Origin of the sequence: Streptomyces sp. NPDC059906 (assembly GCF_042730645.1) — a bacterium.
GTDB lineage: Bacteria > Actinomycetota > Actinomycetes > Streptomycetales > Streptomycetaceae > Streptomyces > Streptomyces rubrogriseus.
This window is the reverse complement of sequence record NZ_JBHWKU010000024.1, coordinates 23,947-43,184: the sequence shown is the minus strand read 5'-3', so window position 1 is coordinate 43,184 and position 19,238 is coordinate 23,947. Positions and strand designations below refer to the sequence as shown.

Genomic DNA, 19,238 nt, shown 5'->3' with positions numbered 1-19,238 from the left:
AGTTGAACGGAGCTGTGATGCAGGACGTCTCCTCACTGGTGGCCCAGGCCCGAGAAGGCCGGCCGCGGGCCGTGGCCCGGCTGATCTCCCTGGTGGAGGGGGCGTCCCCGCAGCTCAGGGAGGTCATGGAGGCGCTCGCGCCGCTCACCGGCAACGCGTACGTCGTCGGCCTGACCGGCTCTCCGGGCGTCGGCAAGTCGACGTCCACCTCGGCGCTGGTCACGGCGTACCGCAAGCAGGGCAGGCGGGTCGGCGTCCTCGCGGTCGACCCGTCCTCCCCCTTCTCCGGCGGCGCCCTGCTCGGCGACCGCGTGCGGATGTCGGAGCACGCCTCCGACCCGGGCGTCTACATCCGCTCGATGGCCACCCGCGGCCACCTCGGCGGGCTCGCCTGGGCCGCGCCGCAGGCGATCCGCGTGCTGGACGCGGCCGGCTGCGACGTGGTCCTGGTGGAGACGGTGGGCGTCGGCCAGTCGGAGGTCGAGATCGCCTCCCAGGCCGACACCTCCGTCGTCCTGCTCGCCCCGGGCATGGGCGACGGCATCCAGGCGGCCAAGGCCGGAATCCTGGAGATCGGCGACGTCTACGTCGTCAACAAGGCCGACCGTGACGGCGCGGACGCCACCGCCCGCGAGCTGAACCACATGCTGGGCCTCGGCGAGGCCCGCGCCGCCGGCGACTGGCGGCCGCCCATCGTCAAGACGGTCGCCGCGCGCGGCGAGGGCGTCGACGAGGTGGTCGAGGCGCTGGAGAAGCACCGGGCGTGGATGGAGGAACGGGACGTGCTCACCGAGCGCCGCCGGGCCCGCGCCGCCCGCGAGGTCGAGACGATCGCCGTCACGACGCTGCGGGAGCGCATCGGTGACCTGCACGGGGACCGGCGCCTGGGCGCGCTGGCGGAGCGCATCGTCGCGGGGGAACTTGATCCCTACCGGGCGGCGGACGAGCTGGTGGCGGGGCTGACGCGGGGCTGACGGAGGGGTGAGCGGCTCGGGGCGGCTGTCCGGGGTGGGATTTCGTTCGCCCCCGCCGCCCCTTCCCTTCCCGACCCTGGGGGCTGCCGCCCCCAGACCCCCGCTTTCGGCCTGAACGGCCTCGTCCTCAAGCGCCGGACGGGCTAGAGTTGCCCGCGTGTTCCTCCTCTTGGCCTAGGGGCCGCCCCGCACGCGACCGCCGCATCCGGCCGTCGCGCGCATCGGCGTCCCCTTGTTGCCTTCCCGCAGAGGAACCCATCGCGTGTCCACGCCACTCTCACGGCCCTCGTACGCCGCCGTGCTCCGTGTCCCCCATGCCCGCCGCACGTTCGCGGCCGCCCTCGTCGGGCGGCTGTCGTACGGCACGGTCTCCCTCGCCCTGATGCTCTCCCTGACCCGGTCCACCGGGTCGTACGCCGTGGCCGGGCTGGTCATGGCGCTCTTCGGCGCCACGAGCGTCTTCCTGTCCCCCTACCGTGCTTCCCTCGTCGACCGGCACGGTCCGCGCCGGGCCCTGCTGCCCATGGCCCTGCTCTACGCCGCCCTGCTCTGCGTGCTCGCGGTGGCCTGCCGGCGTCCGGGTACCCCCGAGGCCGTCCTCGCGGTGACCGCCGGGCTCGCGGGCGCCTGCACGCCCCCGCTCGGCCCCACGATGCGCGCGGTGTGGGCCGAACTGCTCCCGGACCGGCTGCTGTTGCAGCGGGCCTACAGCGTGGACGGCGTTGCCGAGGAACTGCTCTTCGTCTCCGGCCCGCTCCTGGTCGGCGGCATCGTCGCCGTCGCTTCGCCGGTGGTCGGCGTCGTGCTCAGCGCGGTGCTGGTGGCGGTCGGCACCCTCGCCTTCATCACCTCACCGGCGACCGCGGCACTGCGCCCGGCGGGGCGGGGGAAGAGCGACGGCCCCGCACCCGGGCGAGGTGTCCCGGGGCAGGGCCGGGCGCTGCTGCAGCCCGTCGTCGTCGCGGCGGCCGTCGGTGTCTCGGTGAGCGCCGTCGACCTCCTCGTCGTGGCCTTCGCGGGGGAGCGCGGCCTCGGGGACGGCACGGTCGCCTGGGTGCTCGCGGCGCTGTCGGCGGGCTCCGCGGTCGGCGGTCTCGCCAACGGCGCCGTCGCCTGGAGTTCGCCCACCCGGGCGCGGCTCCCGTTCTTCGCGGCCGGTGTCGGCCTCTGCCTCGCCGCCGCGGGCCTCGCACCCGGACTCGGCACGCTGGTCCTGGCCGTCATGTGCGCGGGCCTGTTCGTGGCCCCGGCGCTGACCACGGCGTACCTGATCGCCGACGAGAGCGTGGCCCCCGGTTTCCGGGTCCGGGCGGGCGCCTGGTGCAACACCGCCGTGAACGCGGGGATGTCGGCCGGTGCCGCCGTCGTGGGGCTGTTGGTGGAGCGCCTTCCGCTGCCGGTGTGCTTCGCGGTCGCCGGCGCGGTCGCCGCGGCGGCGGCACTGGTGCCGGGGTACCGCCGCGGGTCGGCCCGGCGCGCCGGAGAGGGGGCTCAGCCGTCGGTGTCGTCGGCCTCGTCGGAGCTGCCGGAGTCGTCGGCGTCGTCGTCGTCCGAGTCGTGAGCGCCGTGCGCGTCGTCCGAGCGGTCGGCCGTGACCTTTCCGGTCTTCGGGTCGACCCGCCAGTCCTGCTCGCCCTGGCCGGAGGCGTGCGTCTCGACCTCCCAGGCGGGCCTGCCGTCGCCGTGGTCGCCGTCCTCGTCCAGCTCGACGGAGGTGACGGTGCCGTGTCCTGCCGCCGCCTTCGCCGCCTCGGCGGCGTCGACGGAGGCGCCCTTCAGGGCCGCGCGCACCTCTGCGGTGTCGTCCTCGTCGTCGTCCCGCTCGGAGGCGAGGACCTTGCCGGTGGCCGGGTCGACCCGGACGCTGTGCCAGGTGCCGTCGCCGGAGAGGACGTCGACCTCCCAGGCCGCGCGCTCCCGGCGGTCGTCGCCGTCGTCGTCCCCGTCGTCGTCCTCGTCGTCCAGCTCGGCGGAGACGGCCGTGCCCGGCGTGTCCGCCAGCGCGGCGGCGAGGGCGTCGGCAACCGTCACCTTCGAGGAGGCGGCGCCGGAATCGTCGCGCCGGTCGTCGGCACGGTCGTCGGCCTCGTCCCGTACGCCGCCGTCGTCCGACACGGTGACGGCCGACGCGTCGGCGACGTCCGCGCGGGAGGTCGCACCCCGGTCGTCGTCCCCCGTCGTGGCCAGCGCCGTCGCCGTACCGCCGCCGACCAGTGCGGCCGCGGTGACCGCGGCGATCACGATGTTGCGCTTCATGCTGTTTCCTCCGAGTCGTCCAGAGTCCCGTCGTTTTCGACGTGTTCACTGTCGCGGACCGACGCTGAGGCCAACCTGAAGCCACCTGAAGCGATCTTCAGCTCGCCTTTGCCACTCTTTACCCATGCGCCTGTTGATCGTGGAGGACGAGAAGCGCCTCGCCGTGTCGCTCGCCAAGGGCCTCACCGCGGAGGGATACGCCGTGGACGTCGTCCACGACGGCCTGGAGGGACTGCACCGGGCGGGCGAGGGCGTGTACGACCTCGTCATCCTCGACATCATGCTGCCCGGCCTCAACGGCTACCGGGTCTGCGCCGCCCTGCGCGCCGCCGGGCACGACGTGCCCATCCTGATGCTCACCGCCAAGGACGGCGAGTACGACGAGGCCGAGGGACTGGACACCGGCGCGGACGACTACCTCACCAAGCCCTTCTCCTACGTCGTCCTCGTCGCCCGGGTGAAGGCCCTGCTGCGGCGGCGGGGACAGGGCGCCGGTGCCTCGCCCGTGCACGTCCACGGCGATCTCAAGGTCGACACGGCCGCCCGCCGGGTCTTCCTCGGCGAGGACGAGGTCACCCTCACCGCCAAGGAGTTCGCCGTCCTGGAGCAGCTCGTGGTGCGGGCCGGGCAGGTGGTCTCCAAGGCGGAGATCCTGGAGCACGTCTGGGACTTCGCCTACGACGGCGACCCCAACATCGTCGAGGTGTACGTCAGCGCGCTGAGGCGCAAGCTGCGCGCCGGGCTCATCCGGACCGTGCGCGGCGCCGGCTACCGGCTGGAGACCGAGCGGTGAGCCGCCTCTTCGCCTCGGTGCGGGCCCGTGCCACGCTCGCCGCCACCCTCGTGGTCGCCGTCGCCCTCGTCGCGGCCGGCACCGCCGTCCTGCTCTCCCTGCGCTCCAACCTGCTCGGCGAGGCGGGCACCCAGGCGGAGCGCTCCGCGCGGGAGGTGGCGACGGAGCTGGCCGTCGGGACGCCGTACGCGGACCTGTCGCTGGACGTGGACGACCGGCCGGTGCAGGTCGTCGACGACGACGGCGTGCTGGTCGCCGCGAGCGAGGACCTGGAGCGGATCAGCGGCACCGGCGTCGACATGGTGCAGCCGCGGCCCGCCGCCTCCCCGGGCGGGGAGGACGATGACGACGACGATGACGACTCCGGCGTGTCCCTCGACCCCGGTGAGGTCGGCGGACGGATCACCGTCAGCGACGGCTCGGCGACCATCGACGGCGACACGGAGGACTACCGTTTCGCCGCCGTCCCGGTGAAGACCGACGACCGGGGCACGCTCACCGTCTACGCCGGAGCCCCGCTCTCCGCCGAACACGGCGCCGTGAACACCGCGCTGACGGTGATGCTGATCGGCTTCCCGCTGCTGCTCGCGGTCGTGGCGTGGGTGACCTGGCTGGTCACCCGGCGCGCGCTGCGCCCGGTGGAGGGCATCCGGCGCGAGATGGCCGCGATCACCGCCAGCGAGGACCTGGCCCGGCGCGTCCCGGTGCCGGGCACCCACGACGAGGTGGCCAGGCTCGCCACCACCACCAACGAGACGCTGGCCGCCCTGGAGTCCTCGGTGGAGCGGCAGCGCGGCTTCGTCGCCGACGCCTCGCACGAGCTGCGCAGCCCGATCGCGTCGCTGCGCACCCAGCTGGAGGTGGCCGCCGCGCATCCCGAGCTGCTGGATCTGGACGGCGCCGTGGCGGACACCGTACGGCTCCAGCGGCTCGCCGCCGATCTGCTGCTGCTGGCCAGGCTGGACGCGGGGGAGCGGCCCGCCGACGCCCGGGTCGACCTCGCGGCGCTCGCGCGGGAGGCGGCCGAGGGGCGGACCGGGGTGCGGGTGCGGGGGGACGAGGGCGTGGTGAGTGTGGCCGGATCGCGCGGGCAGCTGGGGCGGGTGCTGGCCAATCTGCTGGACAACGCCGAGCGGCACGCCCGCTCGGCGGTGGAGGTGTCCGTGCGGTGGGACGGGGACAGTGCGGTGGTCGCCGTGGCCGACGACGGCGAAGGTGTGCCGGCCGCCGACCGGGAGCGGATCTTCGAGCGGTTCGTACGGCTCGACGACGCCCGCAGCCGCGACGACGGCGGGGCCGGTCTCGGACTGGCCATCGCCCGCGACGTCGCCCTGCGGCACGGCGGCACGCTCACCGTGCACGACGCACCGGCAGGCGGCGCCCTGTTCGAGCTCCGCCTGCCGGGTGCCCGGGCCCGCACGGCCCGGGACGGGTGATCAGGGACGGGTGATCAGGGAAGGGCGATCAGGGACTCAGGGGCGTCCCCGCTGCCCGCGCAGGTGTTCCGCGATGGGCTTGAGCGCCTTGTCCAGCTCCGTCAGGTCCTCCGGGGCCAGCAGGTCGATGAAGTGCCTGCGCACGGAGGCCACGTGGTGCGGCGCGACCTTCCGCATCGTCTCCATGCCGTGCTCGGTGAGGACGGCGAAGAGCCCGCGCCGGTCGGACTCGCAGTTCTCCCGCCGGACCAGGTGGGCGTTCTCCATGCGGGTGATCTGGTGGGAGAGGCGGCTCTTGGACTGCATCGTGGCGGTGGCCAGGTCGCTCATCCGCATTCTGTCGCCCTCCGACTCGGAGAGGTTCACCAGGATCTCGTAGTCGTTCATTGTCAGGCCGAACGGCTGCAGGTCCTTCTCGAGCTGGTGCGTCAACAGCCTGTTGACCTCCAGGTGGGTGCGCCAAGCACACTGCTCCGTATCGGTCAGCCAGCGAGTGGCCGTCTCGGTCTCCATGAATGAAGTCTACCTAAAAGGTTGAAAGGCGAACTAGTGAGGGGTTTTCCGTGACGGTGACGGTGCGCACGCGTTCGATGTCACACTCCGCAGATTACCGCTCACAGCCCGAAGCGGCGCTGGAGGTCCCCCAGCTGTCCGGGAAGTCCCGGTACCCCCGACCGGCCTCCCGGCGCTCCGGGAGCCCCGCCGCCGGGCACCCCCGCCTGCTGCGGAGGAGTCCCCACGGCCTGCTCCGCCATCAGCGCCTCGCTCGACTGCAGCAGCACCGTCCCCGCGCCCACGAACTCGAACTGGTGCTCCTCCCCGGAGGCCCCGCCGAGCCCCGTCATCGCACGTAGACCGCCCAGTAGGCCGGTCATGTACCCGTGGTCGTAGTGGTGGCACGGGGACGGGCAGTCCGCCCAGCCGACCAGGGCCTGCGGGTCCACCCGGATCGGCGGTTCCATGAACACCACCGGACCGTTGGACGCGGCCACGAACTTCCCGGTTCCGATCAGCGTCAGGAAGCCCGGCACGATCGACTGCTTGAGCGCGAGGCTTGGCTGAAAAGCGAGCAGATTGCCCGAGCGAATGGTCAGGTTGCCGTCCTCCAGGTCGAAGGAATTCACGTCGAAGGCCCGGTCGGCGAGGAGCATCTTGCCCGAGCCCTCCGCCACGACCCAGTCGCTCGCGTGCAGAGGCGAATGGAACGACGTGCGCACCAGACGGTCCAGCCGGCCGTGCCCGATCCCGTTGAAGTCGATCGTCCCGTAGTAGGCGATCATCTTCCCCTTCTGCAGGAACCACTGGCTCCCCTTCAACTCCACGCAGAAGGTGTACGCGTTGACGTTGTCGTCGGCCGGCAGCGTCGCCGGGTCGTGGTGGACCGTGCTCACAGCTTCTCCTCCGACGCCTGGACGAACACCGTGCCGCTGCCGCTCAGCTCCAGCTGGAACGCCTCGCCGGAGCCGCGTCCCACCATGTCCCGCCAGCCCAGGGCCGTGGACAGCTTGTTGCGCACGTCGCCGTGGTGGGCGACGTAGGCCTGCGGGTCGACGCGCACCGGGCGCTGCGGGGTGATGGGCACCTCGAAGACGCCCCCGTGGGCCATCACCGCCACCGAGCCGTGGCCCTTGAGGGACGTGGTGAACAGCCCCTGCCCGCTCACCTGGCCCCGCACCATGCCCATGACCCCGCCCTGCGAGCCCAGGAACACCGTGCTCTGCTCCAGGGTGCCCTCGAAGGCGAGAAGGCGGTCCGCCTCCACGTACAGGGTGTCGCCCGACAGGCTGATCACCTGGACGTGGTGGCCGCCGTGCCCGAACAGCACGGTGCCGCTGCCCTCGACGGTCATCAGCGGCGTGTCCTCGTTCGCCACCCGGCGGCCGATCATCGACATGACGCCGCCCTGCCCGCCGCGCAGATTGGGGGTGAAGGACACCTCGCCCTGGTAGGCGAGCATCGCCCCGCGCTGACTGAACAGCCGCTGCCCCGGTGCGACGGTCGCCCGGACCATCTTGGAATTGATCTCCTCGAAGGCCATCTCACACATCCCCCGCGATCGTGTTCCGCTCGCTCGGCTGCACGTACACCAGTCCGTCGCCCTCGAAGCGGATCTGGAAGGCCTCCCCGCCGCCCTCCCCGAGCAGCGTGCGGAAGGTCACACCCGACTGGAAGGACTGCCGCAGGTTCCCCTGGTGCGCCACGTACGCCCCCGGGTCGACGGTCAGCGGGTACTGGGCGCTGACCCGCAGCACCACCGCCGGGCCGTCGGACATGATCGCCGCCTGCCCGTGCCCCTCGATCGTCGTCGTGAACAGCCCGTTGCCCTGCGAGGCGCCGCGCGTGCCCGTGAAACTGGTCCCGGTGCGCAGCCCCGCGTCGGCCGCCAGGAAGTTGCTCGACTCGACGTACAGCTTGTCGCCCTGGAGCCCCACCAGGGTGATCTCCGAGGCCCGGTCCGCGAACCAGCAGGTCCCCTGCCCCCTCACCTCCATCACCGTCATCTGCTCGCCGGTGATCCGCCGGGTCACCATCCCCCGGATGCCCTCACCGCCGCCGCTCAGCTTCTTGAAGGCCATCTCCCCGTCGTACGCGACCATCGAGCCGTTCTTCGCCTTCACGGCGTCTTGGGTCATGTCGACGGCGAGGACCTTGCTGCCTTGAAGTCGGAACATCGCCACGCTGCGAAAGTAGCCCCGTCACGGGTGGACAGAACAGGGCCCACGGGTGGAGAACGACCCTGAGTCCATCCCTTGGGGCATTGTTTGCCACAATGGGCGAACGATTGTGCTTCCGTTCACAAGGCGGACCGCACACCGCCCGCGCCGCCGGCGCATCCCTCCCTTCCGAAGGTGACCCGTGGACCTCAAGACCGCCACCGCCCTCCGCCGCCTCCGCCTGGTCTCGGCACCCGAGGCGATCTCGTTCCTCCTCCTGCTCGTCTGCTCCGTCCTGAAGCGGACCACCGACTTCAACGCGGTCCCGGCGATGGGCATGATCCACGGTGTCCTCTTCGTGCTGTACGTGATCTTCTGGGCCGACGCCTGGAACCGCGCCAAGTGGCCGCTGAAGACCGCCGCCCTCTACTTCGTCCTCTCGGTCCTGCCGACCGGCGGCTTCTTCGCCGAGCGCAAGCTCAAGCGCGAGGCCGAGAGCGCGGTCATCGCCTCCCGCGCCCGCCAGGAAGGGATCGTGGGCGCATGATCGTCGCCTTCTCCGTGACGCCGCTCGGCGTCGGCGAGGACGTGGGGGAGTACGTCGCCGACGCCGTCCGCGTGGTCCGCGAGTCCGGGCTGCCGAACCGCACCGACGCGATGTTCACCTCCGTCGAGGGCGAGTGGGACGAGGTCATGGACGTCGTCCGGCGGGCCGTGGCGGCCGTCGAGGCACGCGCGCCGCGGGTCTCCCTGGTCCTCAAGGCGGACATCCGCCCCGGCGTGACGGACGGCCTCACATCGAAGGTCGAGACGGTCGAGCGCCACCTCGCGGAATGACGCGGCGGTCGTACGCGGCGGGCCGGTGGTATCGAAAGGCGAGACGGGGCTGACCGGCATGTGACCGGCCGGTAAGGTCTCTTGCCGTGCCGAAGCCCCTCAGTCTCTCCTTCGATCCCATCGCCCGAGCCGACGAACTCTGGGCACAGCGCTGGGGCGGTGTGCCCTCCATGGCGGCGATCACCTCGATCATGCGGGCCCAGCAGATCCTGCTGGGCGAGGTCGACGCCGTGGTCAAGCCGTACGGGCTGACCTTCGCGCGCTACGAGGCGCTGGTGCTGCTCACCTTCTCCAAGTCGGGCGAACTGCCGATGTCCAAGATCGGCGAGCGCCTGATGGTGCACCCCACCTCCGTGACGAACACCGTCGACCGCCTGGTGCGCTCCGCCCTGGTGGCCAAGCGCCCCAACCCCAACGACGGCCGCGGCACGCTGGCCACCATCACCGACAAGGGCCGCGAGGTCGTCGAGGCGGCCACCCGCGACCTGATGGCGATGGACTTCGGCCTGGGCGCGTACGACGCCGAGGAGTGCGGGGAGATCTTCGCGATGCTCAGGCCGCTGCGGGTCGCTGCCGGGGACTTCGAGGAGGACTGAGCGCGGGTCGACCGGGCCCGGCGAGTCGCCCGACCCGGTCGAAGATCGCGCGAAACGGGCGGTTACGCTCGGAGCCATGAAAAAAAGCGTGCTGACCCGCTACCGGGTCATGGCGTACGTCACCGGTGTGCTGCTGATCGCCCTGTGCCTCGGCATGATCGCGAAGTACGCCCTGGATCTGGGCGGCGCCGCCGACTTCACCCAGGTCGTCAGCATCGCCCACGGCTGGCTGTACGTGATCTACCTGGTTTTCGCCTTCGACCTGGGCTCCAAGGCGAAGTGGCCGGTGAAGAAGCAGCTCTGGGTGCTGCTCGCCGGGACGGTTCCGACCGCGGCGTTCTTCGTGGAGCGCAGGGTCACCCAGGAGCTGGACGCGAAGGTCGCCGCCGCCGAGGCGCCCGCCCCCGTCAAGGCGTAACCGGCCCCTCACGAGCCGTCCCACCGCCGTACGGACACCCGTACGGCGGTACCCCATCGACATTTACTTGGACGTCCTAGTAAATTTGAAGGCATGGACGCTCATGCCATAGAGGAGGGCCGCCTTCGCTGGCAGGCCCGGTACGACGCGGCGCGCAAGCGCGACGCGGACTTCACCACGCTCTCCGGAGACCCCGTGGAGCCGGTGTACGGGCCCCGCCCGGGTGACGAGTACGAGGGCTTCGAGCGGATCGGCTGGCCGGGCGAGTACCCCTTCACCCGCGGCCTGCATCCGACCGGATACCGGGGGCGTACGTGGACCATCCGGCAGTTCGCCGGGTTCGGCAACGCCGAGCAGACCAACGAGCGCTACAAGATGATCCTCCGCAACGGCGGCGGCGGGCTCTCGGTCGCCTTCGACATGCCGACGCTGATGGGCCGCGACTCCGACGACCCGCGCTCGCTGGGCGAGGTCGGGCACTGCGGGGTGGCCATCGACTCGGCCGCCGACATGGAGGTGCTGTTCCAGGACATCCCGCTCGGGGACGTGACGACCTCCATGACGATCAGCGGGCCCGCCGTGCCCGTGTTCTGCATGTACCTGGTCGCCGCCGAGCGCCAGGGCGTCGACGCCTCCGTGCTCAACGGCACGCTGCAGACCGACATCTTCAAGGAGTACATCGCCCAGAAGGAGTGGCTCTTCCAGCCCGAGCCCCACCTCCGGCTCATCGGCGACCTCATGGAGTACTGCGCGGCCGGCATCCCCGCCTACAAGCCGCTCTCCGTCTCCGGGTACCACATCCGCGAGGCGGGCGCGACGGCCGCGCAGGAGCTGGCGTACACGCTCGCCGACGGCTTCGGATACGTGGAGCTGGGGCTCAGCCGCGGGCTCGACGTGGACGTCTTCGCGCCCGGCCTCTCCTTCTTCTTCGACGCGCACCTCGACTTCTTCGAGGAGATCGCCAAGTTCCGCGCGGCCCGCCGGATCTGGGCCCGCTGGATGCGCGACGTGTACGGGGCGCGGACCGACAAGGCCCAGTGGCTCCGCTTCCACACCCAGACCGCCGGTGTCTCGCTCACCGCGCAGCAGCCGTACAACAACGTCGTGCGCACCGCCGTGGAGGCGCTGGCGGCCGTGCTCGGCGGCACCAACTCCCTGCACACCAACGCGCTCGACGAGACCCTCGCCCTGCCCAGCGAGCAGGCCGCCGAGATCGCCCTGCGCACCCAGCAGGTGCTGATGGAGGAGACCGGCGTCGCCAACGTCGCCGACCCGCTGGGCGGTTCCTGGTTCATCGAGCAGCTGACCGACCGCATCGAGGCCGACGCCGAGAAGATCTTCGAGCGGATCAAGGAGCGGGGGCTGCGCGCCCACCCCGACGGGCAGCACCCCGTCGGGCCGATCACCTCCGGCCTGCTGCGCGGCATCGAGGACGGCTGGTTCACCGGCGAGATCGCCGAGTCCGCCTTCCGCTACCAGCAGTCCTTGGAGAAGGACGACAAGAAGGTGGTCGGCGTCAACGTCCACACCGGCTCCGTCACCGGCGACCTGGAGATCCTGCGGGTCAGCCACGAGGTCGAGCGCGAGCAGGTGCGGGTGCTGGGCGAGCGCAAGGACGCCCGCGACGACGCGGCCGTGCGCGGCGCCCTGGACGCCATGCTGGCCGCCGCCCGCTCCGGCGGCAACATGATCGAGCCGATGCTGGACGCGGTGCGCGCGGAGGCGACGCTGGGCGAGATCTGCGGTGTACTGCGCGACGAGTGGGGGGTGTACACGGAACCGGCGGGGTTCTGAGCCAGGCCGACACCCGCCGGGGGCGCCTCCTACGGCACCGAGGCGCGGAACGTGCGCCGGTACGCCGAGGGGGCGACTCCCGCCTCGGCGGCCAGGTGGCGGCGCAGTGAGGTGGCGGTGGCGAAGCCGACCTCGTGGGCGACCCGTTCCACCGACAGGTCGCTGGACTCCAGCAGGTGCCGGGCCCGCCGCAGCCGCTGCTGGGTCAGCCAGCGGCCGGGACTCAGACCGGTCTCCTCCCTGAAGCGCCGGGCGAAGGTGCGGGTGCTCATCGCCGCGTGCGCGGCCAGCTCGTCCAGGGACAGGGGGCGGCCCAGCCGGTGCAGCGCCCAGTCGCGGGTCGGGCCGGTGCCCGTCCCGCTCGCCGGTGGCACCGGCCGCTCGATGTACTGCGCTTGGCCGCCGTCCCGGTACGGCGGTACGACGCAGCGGCGGGCCACCTGGTTGGCCACCTCGCTACCGTGGTCCTGGCGCACCAGGTGCAGGCAGACGTCGACGCCGCTCGCCGCACCCGCGGAGGTCAGCACGTCGCCGTGGTCGACGAAGAGCACGTCGGCGTCCAGCCGCACCCGGGGGAACAGCTCCCGGAAGTGGTCGGTGAGCGCCCAGTGGGTGGTGGCCCGGCGTCCGTCCAGGAGGCCGGCGGCGGCCAGCAGGAAGGCGCCGGTGCAGATCGACACCAGGCGGGCGCCGGGGCGGACGCGGGCCAGGGCGGCGAGCGCCCGCGGATCCGGCACGGCGGCCGACGCGGCCGTGACGGCGTACGGCGGCACGATCACGGTGTCCGCCCCGGCCAGCACCTCGGGGCCGTGCGCCGGGGTGACGGTCAGGTCCGAGTCGGTGCGCACGGGCCGCCCGTCGACGCTCGCGGACAGCACCTCGTAGCGCCCGTCGGCGGAACCCAGGACCCGGTGCGGGATGCCGAGTTCGAAGGGGTAGACGCCGTCCAGGGCGAGGACGGCGACCTTGTGGGCGCCGGGGCGGGGCGCCGGGCGCATCAGGCGGTCCAGTTCGGCCGCGCGGGCGGCGGCGTCGGCGAGCATGGCAGAAATGTATCGGAGGCTGACCTTCTTGCCATGGTCCGGGCCCGGGCCGGCGGCCAGCATGGGGGCATGACCTCGACGGACACTCCTGAGAAGCCCGCCCCCGTGATGCTCGCCCTGCACCAGACGGCCCTCGGCGGCCCCGAGGTGCTGCGGCCCACCGAACTGCCGCGGCCCGAACCGGGACCGGGCGAGATCCTCGTCGCCGTGCACGCGGCCGGGCTCAACCCCACGGACTTCAAGCACCGCGCACTGAAGATCTTCCTGCCGCCCCCGCCGCTGACCCTCGGCTGGGACGTCTCCGGCACCGTGGTGGAGACCGGCTTCGGCGTCACCCTCTTCCGGCCCGGCGACGAGGTCTTCGGCATGCTGCCCTACCCGCACGGGCACGGCTCGCACGCCGAGTACGTGACCGGACCGGCCCGCGCCTTCGCCGCCAAGCCCGCCGGGACCGACCACGTCCAGGCCGCCGCCCTCCCGCTGGCCGCGCTCACCGCCTGGCAGGCCCTCGTCGACACCGCCGGCCTCCGGGCCGGGCAGCGGGTGCTGATCCACGCGGCGGCCGGCGGCGTGGGCCATCTCGCCGTACAGCTCGCCAAGGAGCGGGGCGCGCACGTCACCGGCACCGCCAGCGCGCCCAAGCACGCGTTCCTGCGCGAACTCGGTGCGGACGCCTGCGTCGACTACCGTTCCGCGGACTTCGCCGACACCGAGGAGCGTTACGACGTCGTCCTCGACACGCTCGGCGGGGAGACCGCCACCCGTTCCGTGGGCGTGCTCCGCCCCGGCGGCATCGTCGTCTCCCTGCTGCCGGGCGACGCGCACACCGGCGCCGCGGCCGAGCGGGCCGGGGTCCGCGCCGTCGTCCTGCTCGTCGAGCACGACCACGCCGGAATGCGCGCCATCGCCGAACTCGTCGAACGGGGGAGCCTGCGCGCCCACGTGTCCGGCACCTTCCCGCTCGCCGAGGGCGCCCGGGCGCACGCCCAGGGGGAGACCGGCCGCACCACGGGCAAGCTGGTCCTCACCGTGCGCTGAGCGGGCCCCGAACCGGCCGCGTCCTACCGGGGCGCGGCCGGTTCCGCGTCGGCCCCGCCGCCCGGGCCGCCGTCTCCGCCGCCCCCGTCGGCGCCGTCGGCGCCGTCGGCGCCGGCCAGGCCCCACAGCAGTACCTGTGTCAGGCCGCGCACCCACTCCTCGTCCGCGGCCCGGGCGCTGACCAGCGTGCGGTGCACCACCGCGCCCGCCACCACGTCGAAGATGAGGTCCGCCGTACGGGCGGCCTCGGCCGCGTCGGTCTCCGGCGGCAGCTCGCCGCGGGCCTGGGCGCGGGCCCTGCCCTCCAGTACCAGGCGCTTCTGCCGTTCGACGATCGAGGTGCGGATGCGCTCGCGCAGCGCGTCGTCCCGCGTGGACTCCGCGACCACCGCCATCAGGCCGCTCCTGGCCTCCGGACGGGCCAGGATCGCCGCGAACTGGAGCACCACGCCCTCGATGTCGGCGGCGAGGGAACCGCGATCGGGTAGCTCCAGTTCGTCGAAGAGCTCCGCCACCGCGTCCACGACCAGCTCGTTCTTGCCCGCCCAGCGGCGGTAGAGCGTCGTCTTGGCAACCCCGGCCCGGGTGGCGACGTCTCCCAGGGTGAGCTTCGACCAGCCGAGGTCGACCAGGGCGGCCCGCGTCGCGGCCAGGATCGCGGTGTCCGCCGCGGCACTGCGCGGGCGCCCGGCACGGCCGGCTGGGGTGCTGCTCTGCATCCCCCGACCTTAACCGGCGGGTAACACGCGGCCGGTCGTGAGACAGATCACCGCGACGGGGTCTGGCGGTGGGGTGTTCCGACGGGCCGTCCTGGCATTACGCTACGACCCGTAGCGAAAGCGCGGGTCCGCCCGCGCCCCAGCGACGACCACGGGCGTGGGGTGGGGACCCGGCGCCGAGCAGCACACACATCGGGCAGTACACAGACCGAACAGCACACATCCGGGCGGGCTTTCGACCCGCTTTTCACACGCGCGCGCCGTACGGGGGAGGATAGACCCATGCAGCCACGGAACATGTCCATGAGCGGGGTCGTCGACCTCGCCGCGGTGAAGCAGGCCCAGGAGGCCAAGGCGAAGGCGGAGCAGGCGCGCGCCGAAGCGGCCCGGACCGGCGGCGCGGGCGCCGTCTCCCCGGCCGACCTCGTCATCGAGGTCGACGAGGCCGGCTTCGAGAGCGATGTCCTGCAGCGGTCCACCGAGGTCCCGGTCGTCATCGACTTCTGGGCCGAGTGGTGCGAGCCCTGCAAGCAGTTGAGCCCGGTCCTGGAGCGGCTCGCCGTCGAGTACAACGGGCGCTTCCTCCTCGCCAAGATCGACGTCGACGCCAACCAGATGCTGATGCAGCAGTTCGGCGTCCAGGGCATCCCGGCCGTGTTCGCGGTCGTCGCCGGACAGGCGCTGCCGCTCTTCCAGGGGGCCGCGGGCGAACAGCAGATCCGGCAGACCCTGGACCAGCTGGTGCAGGTCGGCGAGGAGCGTTTCGGCCTGACCGGTCTCGTCGTCGACCCCGAGGCGGAGCCGGGCGCCGAGCGCCCCGCCGCCCCCGAGCGCCCCGCCGGGCCGCACGACGCGGCCCTCGACGCCGCCGTGCAGGCGATGGACGCGGGCGACCTGGGCGGCGCCGTCCAGGCCTACAAGAACGTGCTGGCCGAGGAGCCGGGCAACACGGAGGCCAAACTGGGCCTGGCCCAGGCCGAGTTGCTCCAGCGGGTGCAGGACGCCGATCCGCAGAAGGTCCGTCAGGAAGCCGCCGACAGGCCGGGCGACGCCCGGGCGCAGATCGCCGCCGCCGACCTGGACCTGGTGGGCGGTCACGTGGAGGACGCCTTCGGGCGCCTCATCGACACCGTGCGCGTCACGGCGGGCGACGACCGGGACGCCGTCCGGCTGCGGCTGCTGGAGCTGTTCGAGGTGGTCGGCGCCGACGACCCGCGGGTGGCCGCGGCGCGCCGGGCGCTCGCGCGCGCCCTGTTCTAGTCGGCTCCGGCCGACGTGGCAGGCGTGGCCGGCGTTTCAAACGCCGCCGACGTGTTGCGTATGTGAAGGAGCTGTCGAAGAGGCGTCACTGCGGCCGCGCTTTACCAAAACTTGGTAATCGCGGCCGCTGTTACTGCCAGTAAGTCGAGGGCGTCGATCTGTCGGACTCTGTCCATCGATCAATAGTTTTGTTCCGCCCTCTTGGCACACCCAGCGTCGCCGTTCGGGCCCGGTGCGTCGTCCCGCGGTCACGCGGCCGCTACTAGCCAGTAACGAACCCCCTTGTGCCGACGGCGAGAATGCACCACGATCGGCGACGCTCGGTCCATTCCCGTACCCCGACAGCCGGTCGGGTCGCGGGGGTTCCTGGGTCCCCACCGAGCAGGGCCGGCGGCAGTGGTGCCGGCCCTTGGGCAGGGGGGTCTTCGCTCATCCGGCGAAGCCTGTCCAGCAGGGTTGTGCGTGATGCGTGTCAGGCGCGACCAGTGGTTGTCGCTCGGGGGTGATCGCCGGTTGTTCGGGCGCGTGGTACGTGCCGCCGAGGACAGGCGCTCTCCTTCCCGAGGACGTAGCACTTCTCCCATCCCTGCCGGGCCGAGTCGCCGACTGGCGACGGGGCCGAGGCCAGGAGATGTACGTCCGAGAAGGAGGAAATATGGAGTCCCAGGTGCGTGGCGGGACCAGATGGAAGCGGTTCGCTGTGGTGATGGTGCCCAGCGTCGCCGCGACGGCGGCGATAGGCGTCGCGCTCGCGCAGGGCGCTCTCGCCGCGTCGTTCAGTGTGTCGGGTCAGTCGTTCAAGGTGACCGCCGACCGGCTCGAGGGCACAGGCTTCTCGCAGTACGGAGCCTACGACGAGGGCGTGAACGGCAATCACGCCGTGGCCGTTTCGGCGTTTGATTCCGCCACGATCAAGAAGATGTGCCAGTCGGTCGTCACCCCGAACATTCCGCTGATCGGCACCGTCACCTTGAGGCTGGAGGCAGGTGACAGCGAGGACGAAGACAAGCAGGTTCACGCCAAGCAGCTCTACATCGATGTCCAGGACCTCCAGGCGGACGCCACGTTCAAGGACATCGACATCGGCGTGGCGGCCGGGGCGATCGACAAGGGTCCCCGCATCAAGAGCGGTGACCACGCCAGTCCGGGTGGCTTCTCCCAGCAGGCGAAGTCGGCCGTGCTGACCGACGTGAAGCAGACCGCGTGGGCGACCACGGCCGGTACCTTCCAGCTCAGCGGGCTGCACATGTCGCTGAAGAAGGGCTCCGGCGAAGGCGTCGAGTGCTACTGAGCCCTCGCTGACGGGCGGGGGCCGGCCGCGCTCCCGCCCGTCAGTCCACCGGGCCGCCTTGCTACGAGGCGGCCCGCATCATCACCACAGCAATGCTGTACCAGGGAGCTGTTTTTCATGAGCGCCGAGACTCCTGCCGCAGCCGGCCAGTTCACCCGTCGGAGGCTGCAGTTCCGAGGCTGGCGGGGTGCCAGGCCCTTCTGGGCCGGTCTGCTCGTCCTGCTCGGGGGCTTCCCGATCATGTACTTCCCGTATGCGCACCTGAAGTTCGGGAACCTGACGGTGGCCATGTCCACCACGGCCGGTGCCGGCTCTCTGATCATCGGCGTGCTGCTGGTGGTCCTCGGCATCAGCCTCTGGTTCCAGAAGCACGTGCGGGTCTTCGCAGGCGTCGCGGCGATTCTGCTCTCCCTGGTGTCCATTCCCGTCGCCAACTTCGGTGGCTTCATCATCGGCTTCATGCTCTCGCTCGTCGGCGGGGCCCTGGCCGTGGCGTGGGCGCCGGGGGAGCCGGTCGGGTCGGGGTCGGCCAAGTTCGACCAGGGTGAAGGCGGCGGCTCCGAGAGCTTGGGGGGCGACGCGGCTTCCTCCCAGTCCCTGAGCGCACCCGGGGGCGACGATCTGTCAGGAACGAGCCCGGCCAACGGGGCGAACGGGAGGCACAGTGCCGGCTGACGAGGTGAAGCCCGGGATGGACGAGGAGACATCCCGTGCGAGAACGGGGCCACGTCACGCGGCGCCCAGGAAGCCACTGTTCACCAGGTTCCATGTGCCCACCGGCAAAGCGATAGCCCTGGCGGCGATGCCCACGGCGGTCCTCATGGGGCTTGGGTTCACACCGACCCTCGCCCTCGCGGACGGGAACGACCAGGGCACGCCGTCGTCCAACAGCCTGACGGCGGACGAGTACAAGGCCTGTGTCGAGGCCATGGCGGACGCCGAGAAGGACGCGTCCGAGTCGCCCGAACCGTCGCCCTCCGCGACCGACGACGGCAAGCAGGACGAGACGGAGCCCAGCCCCTCGCCATCGGACGGGGACACGGGCAAGAAGCCGGGCACGGACGAGGACGCGTCCTCTTCGTCGGATTCAGGTTCCGACGACAAGGGCGACAGGGACGGCACGGCCGCCGGTGACAAGGCCGACGTCAGCGACAAGTCCGAGCCCGCTCCGAGCCCCTCCGCGTCCGAAGGTCAGGAATCGGTCGGTGCGAGCGCCGCCGAGCCTTCCCCCTCCGAGTCGGAGAAGGGCGGCTTGCTGGAGGGCATCGGCGACGCCATAGAGGGCATCTTCACCGGTGGCAAGAAGGCCGAGGAGACCCCGAGCCCGACGCCGACCCCCTCGGCGTCCCAGAGCGCCGGCGACGACGCGTCCGACGTCGTGAAGGAGACCACCGACAAGGTCACCGGCACGGTGAAGGACACCGTGGACGGCGCGACCGACGCGGCGTCGAAGGCGGCCGAGGACACCAAGGACACGGTGGACAAGGCCACGGAGGACGCCGAGAAGGCCGCGGAGAAGGCCAAGGACGAGGCCACCGCCTCGCCCAGCGCCAGCCCGTCCGAGAGCGCCGCGGTGGACCCGGAGGACTGCCCGACCGCCACCGACGACGAGGGCGGGGTCGACAACACCCTGCCCGTGCCGGAGGACCCCTGGTACCTGGAGGCCAGCTCACTCACCCTGAAGGGTGCCTCCTACAAGGGCGTCGTCGAGGTGAAGACGGCCAGCGGGGCGACGAAGAAGGTCCTGAAGTACGTCATCTCCAAAGGCACCGACATCGGCGATCTGCACCAGATCGTCAAGGACGACACGACCGGCAAGACTCACCACGTCCAGGCGGCCAAGGGCTCCACGTCCACGATCCGCGACGGCGACACGGTCATGTACACCGAGAGTATTTCGGGCAACCTGCTCGGGCTGATCCCGATCACCTTCGACCCGGAGAACCCGCCGCCGTTGGACATCCCGCTGATCTACTTCACCAACGTGAAGGTGGTGCAGGCCGGCCAGTTCGGCGGCACCCTGCACGTTCCCGGGCTGCACCAGTACATCACCGGCTGAGAACGCGGCGGCGAGCCACAACCGCCGAGGGCGCCCCCACGAAAGGGGGCGCCCTCAGTGCGTACCACCG

Annotated in this window: 21 protein-coding genes; 14 read left to right on the top strand and 7 right to left on the bottom strand. The window is 71.9% G+C overall.

Annotated features, from left to right (window positions below; genetic code table 11):
* The first annotated feature begins 17 nt into the window (after window positions 1–17).
* Both meaB and ACFV9J_RS29340 read left to right on the top strand, forming a co-directional pair.
* A complete protein-coding gene (gene meaB, locus ACFV9J_RS29345; protein ID WP_011030222.1) occupies window positions 18–974 on the top strand; it encodes a methylmalonyl Co-A mutase-associated GTPase MeaB in 957 nt (318 codons plus the stop codon).
* Between the two features lie 262 nt (window positions 975–1,236).
* Window positions 1,237–2,535 (top strand): MFS transporter, encoded by a 1,299-nt coding sequence (locus tag ACFV9J_RS29340; protein ID WP_385358971.1) that lies wholly within the window; start codon window positions 1,237–1,239, stop codon window positions 2,533–2,535.
* Here ACFV9J_RS29340 and ACFV9J_RS29335 read toward each other — a convergent pair.
* The gene (locus ACFV9J_RS29335; protein ID WP_385358968.1) at window positions 2,466–3,230 is read right to left on the bottom strand and encodes a PepSY domain-containing protein; all 765 of its coding nucleotides are present in this window, start codon (window positions 3,228–3,230) and stop codon (window positions 2,466–2,468) included. The genes ACFV9J_RS29340 and ACFV9J_RS29335 overlap by 70 nt on opposite strands.
* A 124-nt stretch (window positions 3,231–3,354) precedes the next feature.
* Here ACFV9J_RS29335 and ACFV9J_RS29330 point away from each other — a divergent pair, with 124 nt between their 5' ends.
* Window positions 3,355–4,023 (top strand): response regulator transcription factor, encoded by a 669-nt coding sequence (locus ACFV9J_RS29330; RefSeq protein ID WP_385358967.1) that lies wholly within the window; start codon window positions 3,355–3,357, stop codon window positions 4,021–4,023.
* Window positions 4,020–5,459, top strand: coding sequence for a sensor histidine kinase (locus ACFV9J_RS29325; RefSeq protein ID WP_385358965.1), 1,440 nt, complete (start codon window positions 4,020–4,022; stop codon window positions 5,457–5,459). The genes ACFV9J_RS29330 and ACFV9J_RS29325 overlap by 4 nt, the downstream gene beginning before the upstream one ends.
* A gap of 36 nt (window positions 5,460–5,495) precedes the next feature.
* Here ACFV9J_RS29325 and ACFV9J_RS29320 read toward each other — a convergent pair whose 3' ends face one another.
* From ACFV9J_RS29320 to ACFV9J_RS29305, 4 genes are all read right to left on the bottom strand, one after another.
* Window positions 5,496–5,972, bottom strand: a complete 477-nt coding sequence (locus tag ACFV9J_RS29320) for a MarR family winged helix-turn-helix transcriptional regulator (RefSeq protein ID WP_385358963.1) — start codon at window positions 5,970–5,972, stop codon at window positions 5,496–5,498.
* A gap of 101 nt (window positions 5,973–6,073) precedes the next feature.
* Window positions 6,074–6,850: an AIM24 family protein gene (locus ACFV9J_RS29315; protein ID WP_385358961.1), complete on the bottom strand. Its 777-nt coding sequence runs from the start codon at window positions 6,848–6,850 to the stop codon at window positions 6,074–6,076.
* Window positions 6,847–7,497 (bottom strand): AIM24 family protein, encoded by a 651-nt coding sequence (locus ACFV9J_RS29310; protein ID WP_007444719.1) that lies wholly within the window; start codon window positions 7,495–7,497, stop codon window positions 6,847–6,849. The genes ACFV9J_RS29315 and ACFV9J_RS29310 overlap by 4 nt, the downstream gene beginning before the upstream one ends.
* A gap of 1 nt (window position 7,498) precedes the next feature.
* Entirely contained in the window at window positions 7,499–8,131 is a 633-nt protein-coding gene (locus ACFV9J_RS29305) for an AIM24 family protein (protein ID WP_385359115.1), read from the bottom strand.
* Window positions 8,132–8,315: 184 nt separating this feature from the next.
* Here ACFV9J_RS29305 and ACFV9J_RS29300 point away from each other — a divergent pair, with 184 nt between their 5' ends.
* From ACFV9J_RS29300 to ACFV9J_RS29280, 5 genes are all read left to right on the top strand, one after another.
* The gene (locus tag ACFV9J_RS29300; protein WP_385358959.1) at window positions 8,316–8,660 is read left to right on the top strand and encodes a DUF3817 domain-containing protein; all 345 of its coding nucleotides are present in this window, start codon (window positions 8,316–8,318) and stop codon (window positions 8,658–8,660) included.
* Window positions 8,657–8,950, top strand: a complete 294-nt coding sequence (locus ACFV9J_RS29295) for an MTH1187 family thiamine-binding protein (RefSeq protein ID WP_043383196.1) — start codon at window positions 8,657–8,659, stop codon at window positions 8,948–8,950. The genes ACFV9J_RS29300 and ACFV9J_RS29295 overlap by 4 nt, the downstream gene beginning before the upstream one ends.
* 86 nt (window positions 8,951–9,036) lie before the next feature.
* A complete protein-coding gene (locus ACFV9J_RS29290; RefSeq protein ID WP_385358957.1) occupies window positions 9,037–9,546 on the top strand; it encodes a MarR family winged helix-turn-helix transcriptional regulator in 510 nt (169 codons plus the stop codon).
* Window positions 9,547–9,622: 76 nt separating this feature from the next.
* Entirely contained in the window at window positions 9,623–9,964 is a 342-nt protein-coding gene (locus ACFV9J_RS29285; RefSeq protein WP_361004581.1) for a DUF3817 domain-containing protein, read from the top strand.
* A 93-nt stretch (window positions 9,965–10,057) separates the two neighbouring features.
* Window positions 10,058–11,758, top strand: a complete 1,701-nt coding sequence (locus tag ACFV9J_RS29280) for a methylmalonyl-CoA mutase (protein WP_385358954.1) — start codon at window positions 10,058–10,060, stop codon at window positions 11,756–11,758.
* A 29-nt stretch (window positions 11,759–11,787) separates the two neighbouring features.
* On the opposite strand, the gene ACFV9J_RS29275 is transcribed toward ACFV9J_RS29280, so the two are convergent.
* Window positions 11,788–12,801 carry a GlxA family transcriptional regulator gene (locus ACFV9J_RS29275; protein WP_385358951.1) on the bottom strand — a complete coding sequence of 338 codons (1,014 nt, stop codon included), beginning with the start codon at window positions 12,799–12,801 and terminating at the stop codon, window positions 11,788–11,790.
* A 69-nt stretch (window positions 12,802–12,870) separates the two neighbouring features.
* On the opposite strand from ACFV9J_RS29275, the gene ACFV9J_RS29270 reads away from it, so the two are divergent.
* Window positions 12,871–13,839, top strand: a complete 969-nt coding sequence (locus ACFV9J_RS29270; RefSeq protein WP_385358948.1) for an NADP-dependent oxidoreductase — start codon at window positions 12,871–12,873, stop codon at window positions 13,837–13,839.
* A gap of 23 nt (window positions 13,840–13,862) precedes the next feature.
* On the opposite strand, the gene ACFV9J_RS29265 is transcribed toward ACFV9J_RS29270, so the two are convergent.
* Window positions 13,863–14,558, bottom strand: a complete 696-nt coding sequence (locus ACFV9J_RS29265; protein WP_385358945.1) for a TetR/AcrR family transcriptional regulator — start codon at window positions 14,556–14,558, stop codon at window positions 13,863–13,865.
* Window positions 14,559–14,840: 282 nt separating this feature from the next.
* Here ACFV9J_RS29265 and ACFV9J_RS29260 point away from each other — a divergent pair, with 282 nt between their 5' ends.
* From ACFV9J_RS29260 to ACFV9J_RS29245, 4 genes are all read left to right on the top strand, one after another.
* Entirely contained in the window at window positions 14,841–15,818 is a 978-nt protein-coding gene (locus ACFV9J_RS29260; protein ID WP_385358942.1) for a tetratricopeptide repeat protein, read from the top strand.
* A 655-nt stretch (window positions 15,819–16,473) separates the two neighbouring features.
* Window positions 16,474–17,109, top strand: coding sequence for a DUF6230 family protein (locus tag ACFV9J_RS29255; RefSeq protein ID WP_385358940.1), 636 nt, complete (start codon window positions 16,474–16,476; stop codon window positions 17,107–17,109).
* A gap of 117 nt (window positions 17,110–17,226) precedes the next feature.
* Window positions 17,227–17,784: a DUF6114 domain-containing protein gene (locus ACFV9J_RS29250; protein WP_385358938.1), complete on the top strand. Its 558-nt coding sequence runs from the start codon at window positions 17,227–17,229 to the stop codon at window positions 17,782–17,784.
* Window positions 17,774–19,168, top strand: coding sequence for a hypothetical protein (locus tag ACFV9J_RS29245; RefSeq protein ID WP_385358935.1), 1,395 nt, complete (start codon window positions 17,774–17,776; stop codon window positions 19,166–19,168). The genes ACFV9J_RS29250 and ACFV9J_RS29245 overlap by 11 nt, the downstream gene beginning before the upstream one ends.
* The last annotated feature ends 70 nt before the right edge of the window (window positions 19,169–19,238 follow it).

Bases quoted from the DNA above. Each gene is read 5' to 3' on its own strand.
- ACFV9J_RS29310 (WP_007444719.1), bottom strand. From the start codon at position 7,497: ATGGCCTTCGAGGAGATCAATTCCAAGATGGTCCGGGCGACCGTCGCA.
- ACFV9J_RS29330 (WP_385358967.1), top strand. From the start codon at position 3,355: ATGCGCCTGTTGATCGTGGAGGACGAGAAGCGCCTCGCCGTGTCGCTC.
- ACFV9J_RS29335 (WP_385358968.1), bottom strand. From the start codon at position 3,230: ATGAAGCGCAACATCGTGATCGCCGCGGTCACCGCGGCCGCACTGGTC.
- ACFV9J_RS29320 (WP_385358963.1), bottom strand. From the start codon at position 5,972: ATGGAGACCGAGACGGCCACTCGCTGGCTGACCGATACGGAGCAGTGT.
- ACFV9J_RS29265 (WP_385358945.1), bottom strand. From the start codon at position 14,558: ATGCAGAGCAGCACCCCAGCCGGCCGTGCCGGGCGCCCGCGCAGTGCC.
- ACFV9J_RS29295 (WP_043383196.1), top strand. From the start codon at position 8,657: ATGATCGTCGCCTTCTCCGTGACGCCGCTCGGCGTCGGCGAGGACGTG.
- ACFV9J_RS29250 (WP_385358938.1), top strand. From the start codon at position 17,227: ATGAGCGCCGAGACTCCTGCCGCAGCCGGCCAGTTCACCCGTCGGAGG.
- ACFV9J_RS29280 (WP_385358954.1), top strand. From the start codon at position 10,058: ATGGACGCTCATGCCATAGAGGAGGGCCGCCTTCGCTGGCAGGCCCGG.
- ACFV9J_RS29305 (WP_385359115.1), bottom strand. From the start codon at position 8,131: ATGTTCCGACTTCAAGGCAGCAAGGTCCTCGCCGTCGACATGACCCAA.
- ACFV9J_RS29270 (WP_385358948.1), top strand. From the start codon at position 12,871: ATGACCTCGACGGACACTCCTGAGAAGCCCGCCCCCGTGATGCTCGCC.
- ACFV9J_RS29285 (WP_361004581.1), top strand. From the start codon at position 9,623: ATGAAAAAAAGCGTGCTGACCCGCTACCGGGTCATGGCGTACGTCACC.
- meaB (WP_011030222.1), top strand. From the start codon at position 18: ATGCAGGACGTCTCCTCACTGGTGGCCCAGGCCCGAGAAGGCCGGCCG.
- ACFV9J_RS29260 (WP_385358942.1), top strand. From the start codon at position 14,841: ATGCAGCCACGGAACATGTCCATGAGCGGGGTCGTCGACCTCGCCGCG.
- ACFV9J_RS29275 (WP_385358951.1), bottom strand. From the start codon at position 12,801: ATGCTCGCCGACGCCGCCGCCCGCGCGGCCGAACTGGACCGCCTGATG.
- ACFV9J_RS29255 (WP_385358940.1), top strand. From the start codon at position 16,474: ATGGAGTCCCAGGTGCGTGGCGGGACCAGATGGAAGCGGTTCGCTGTG.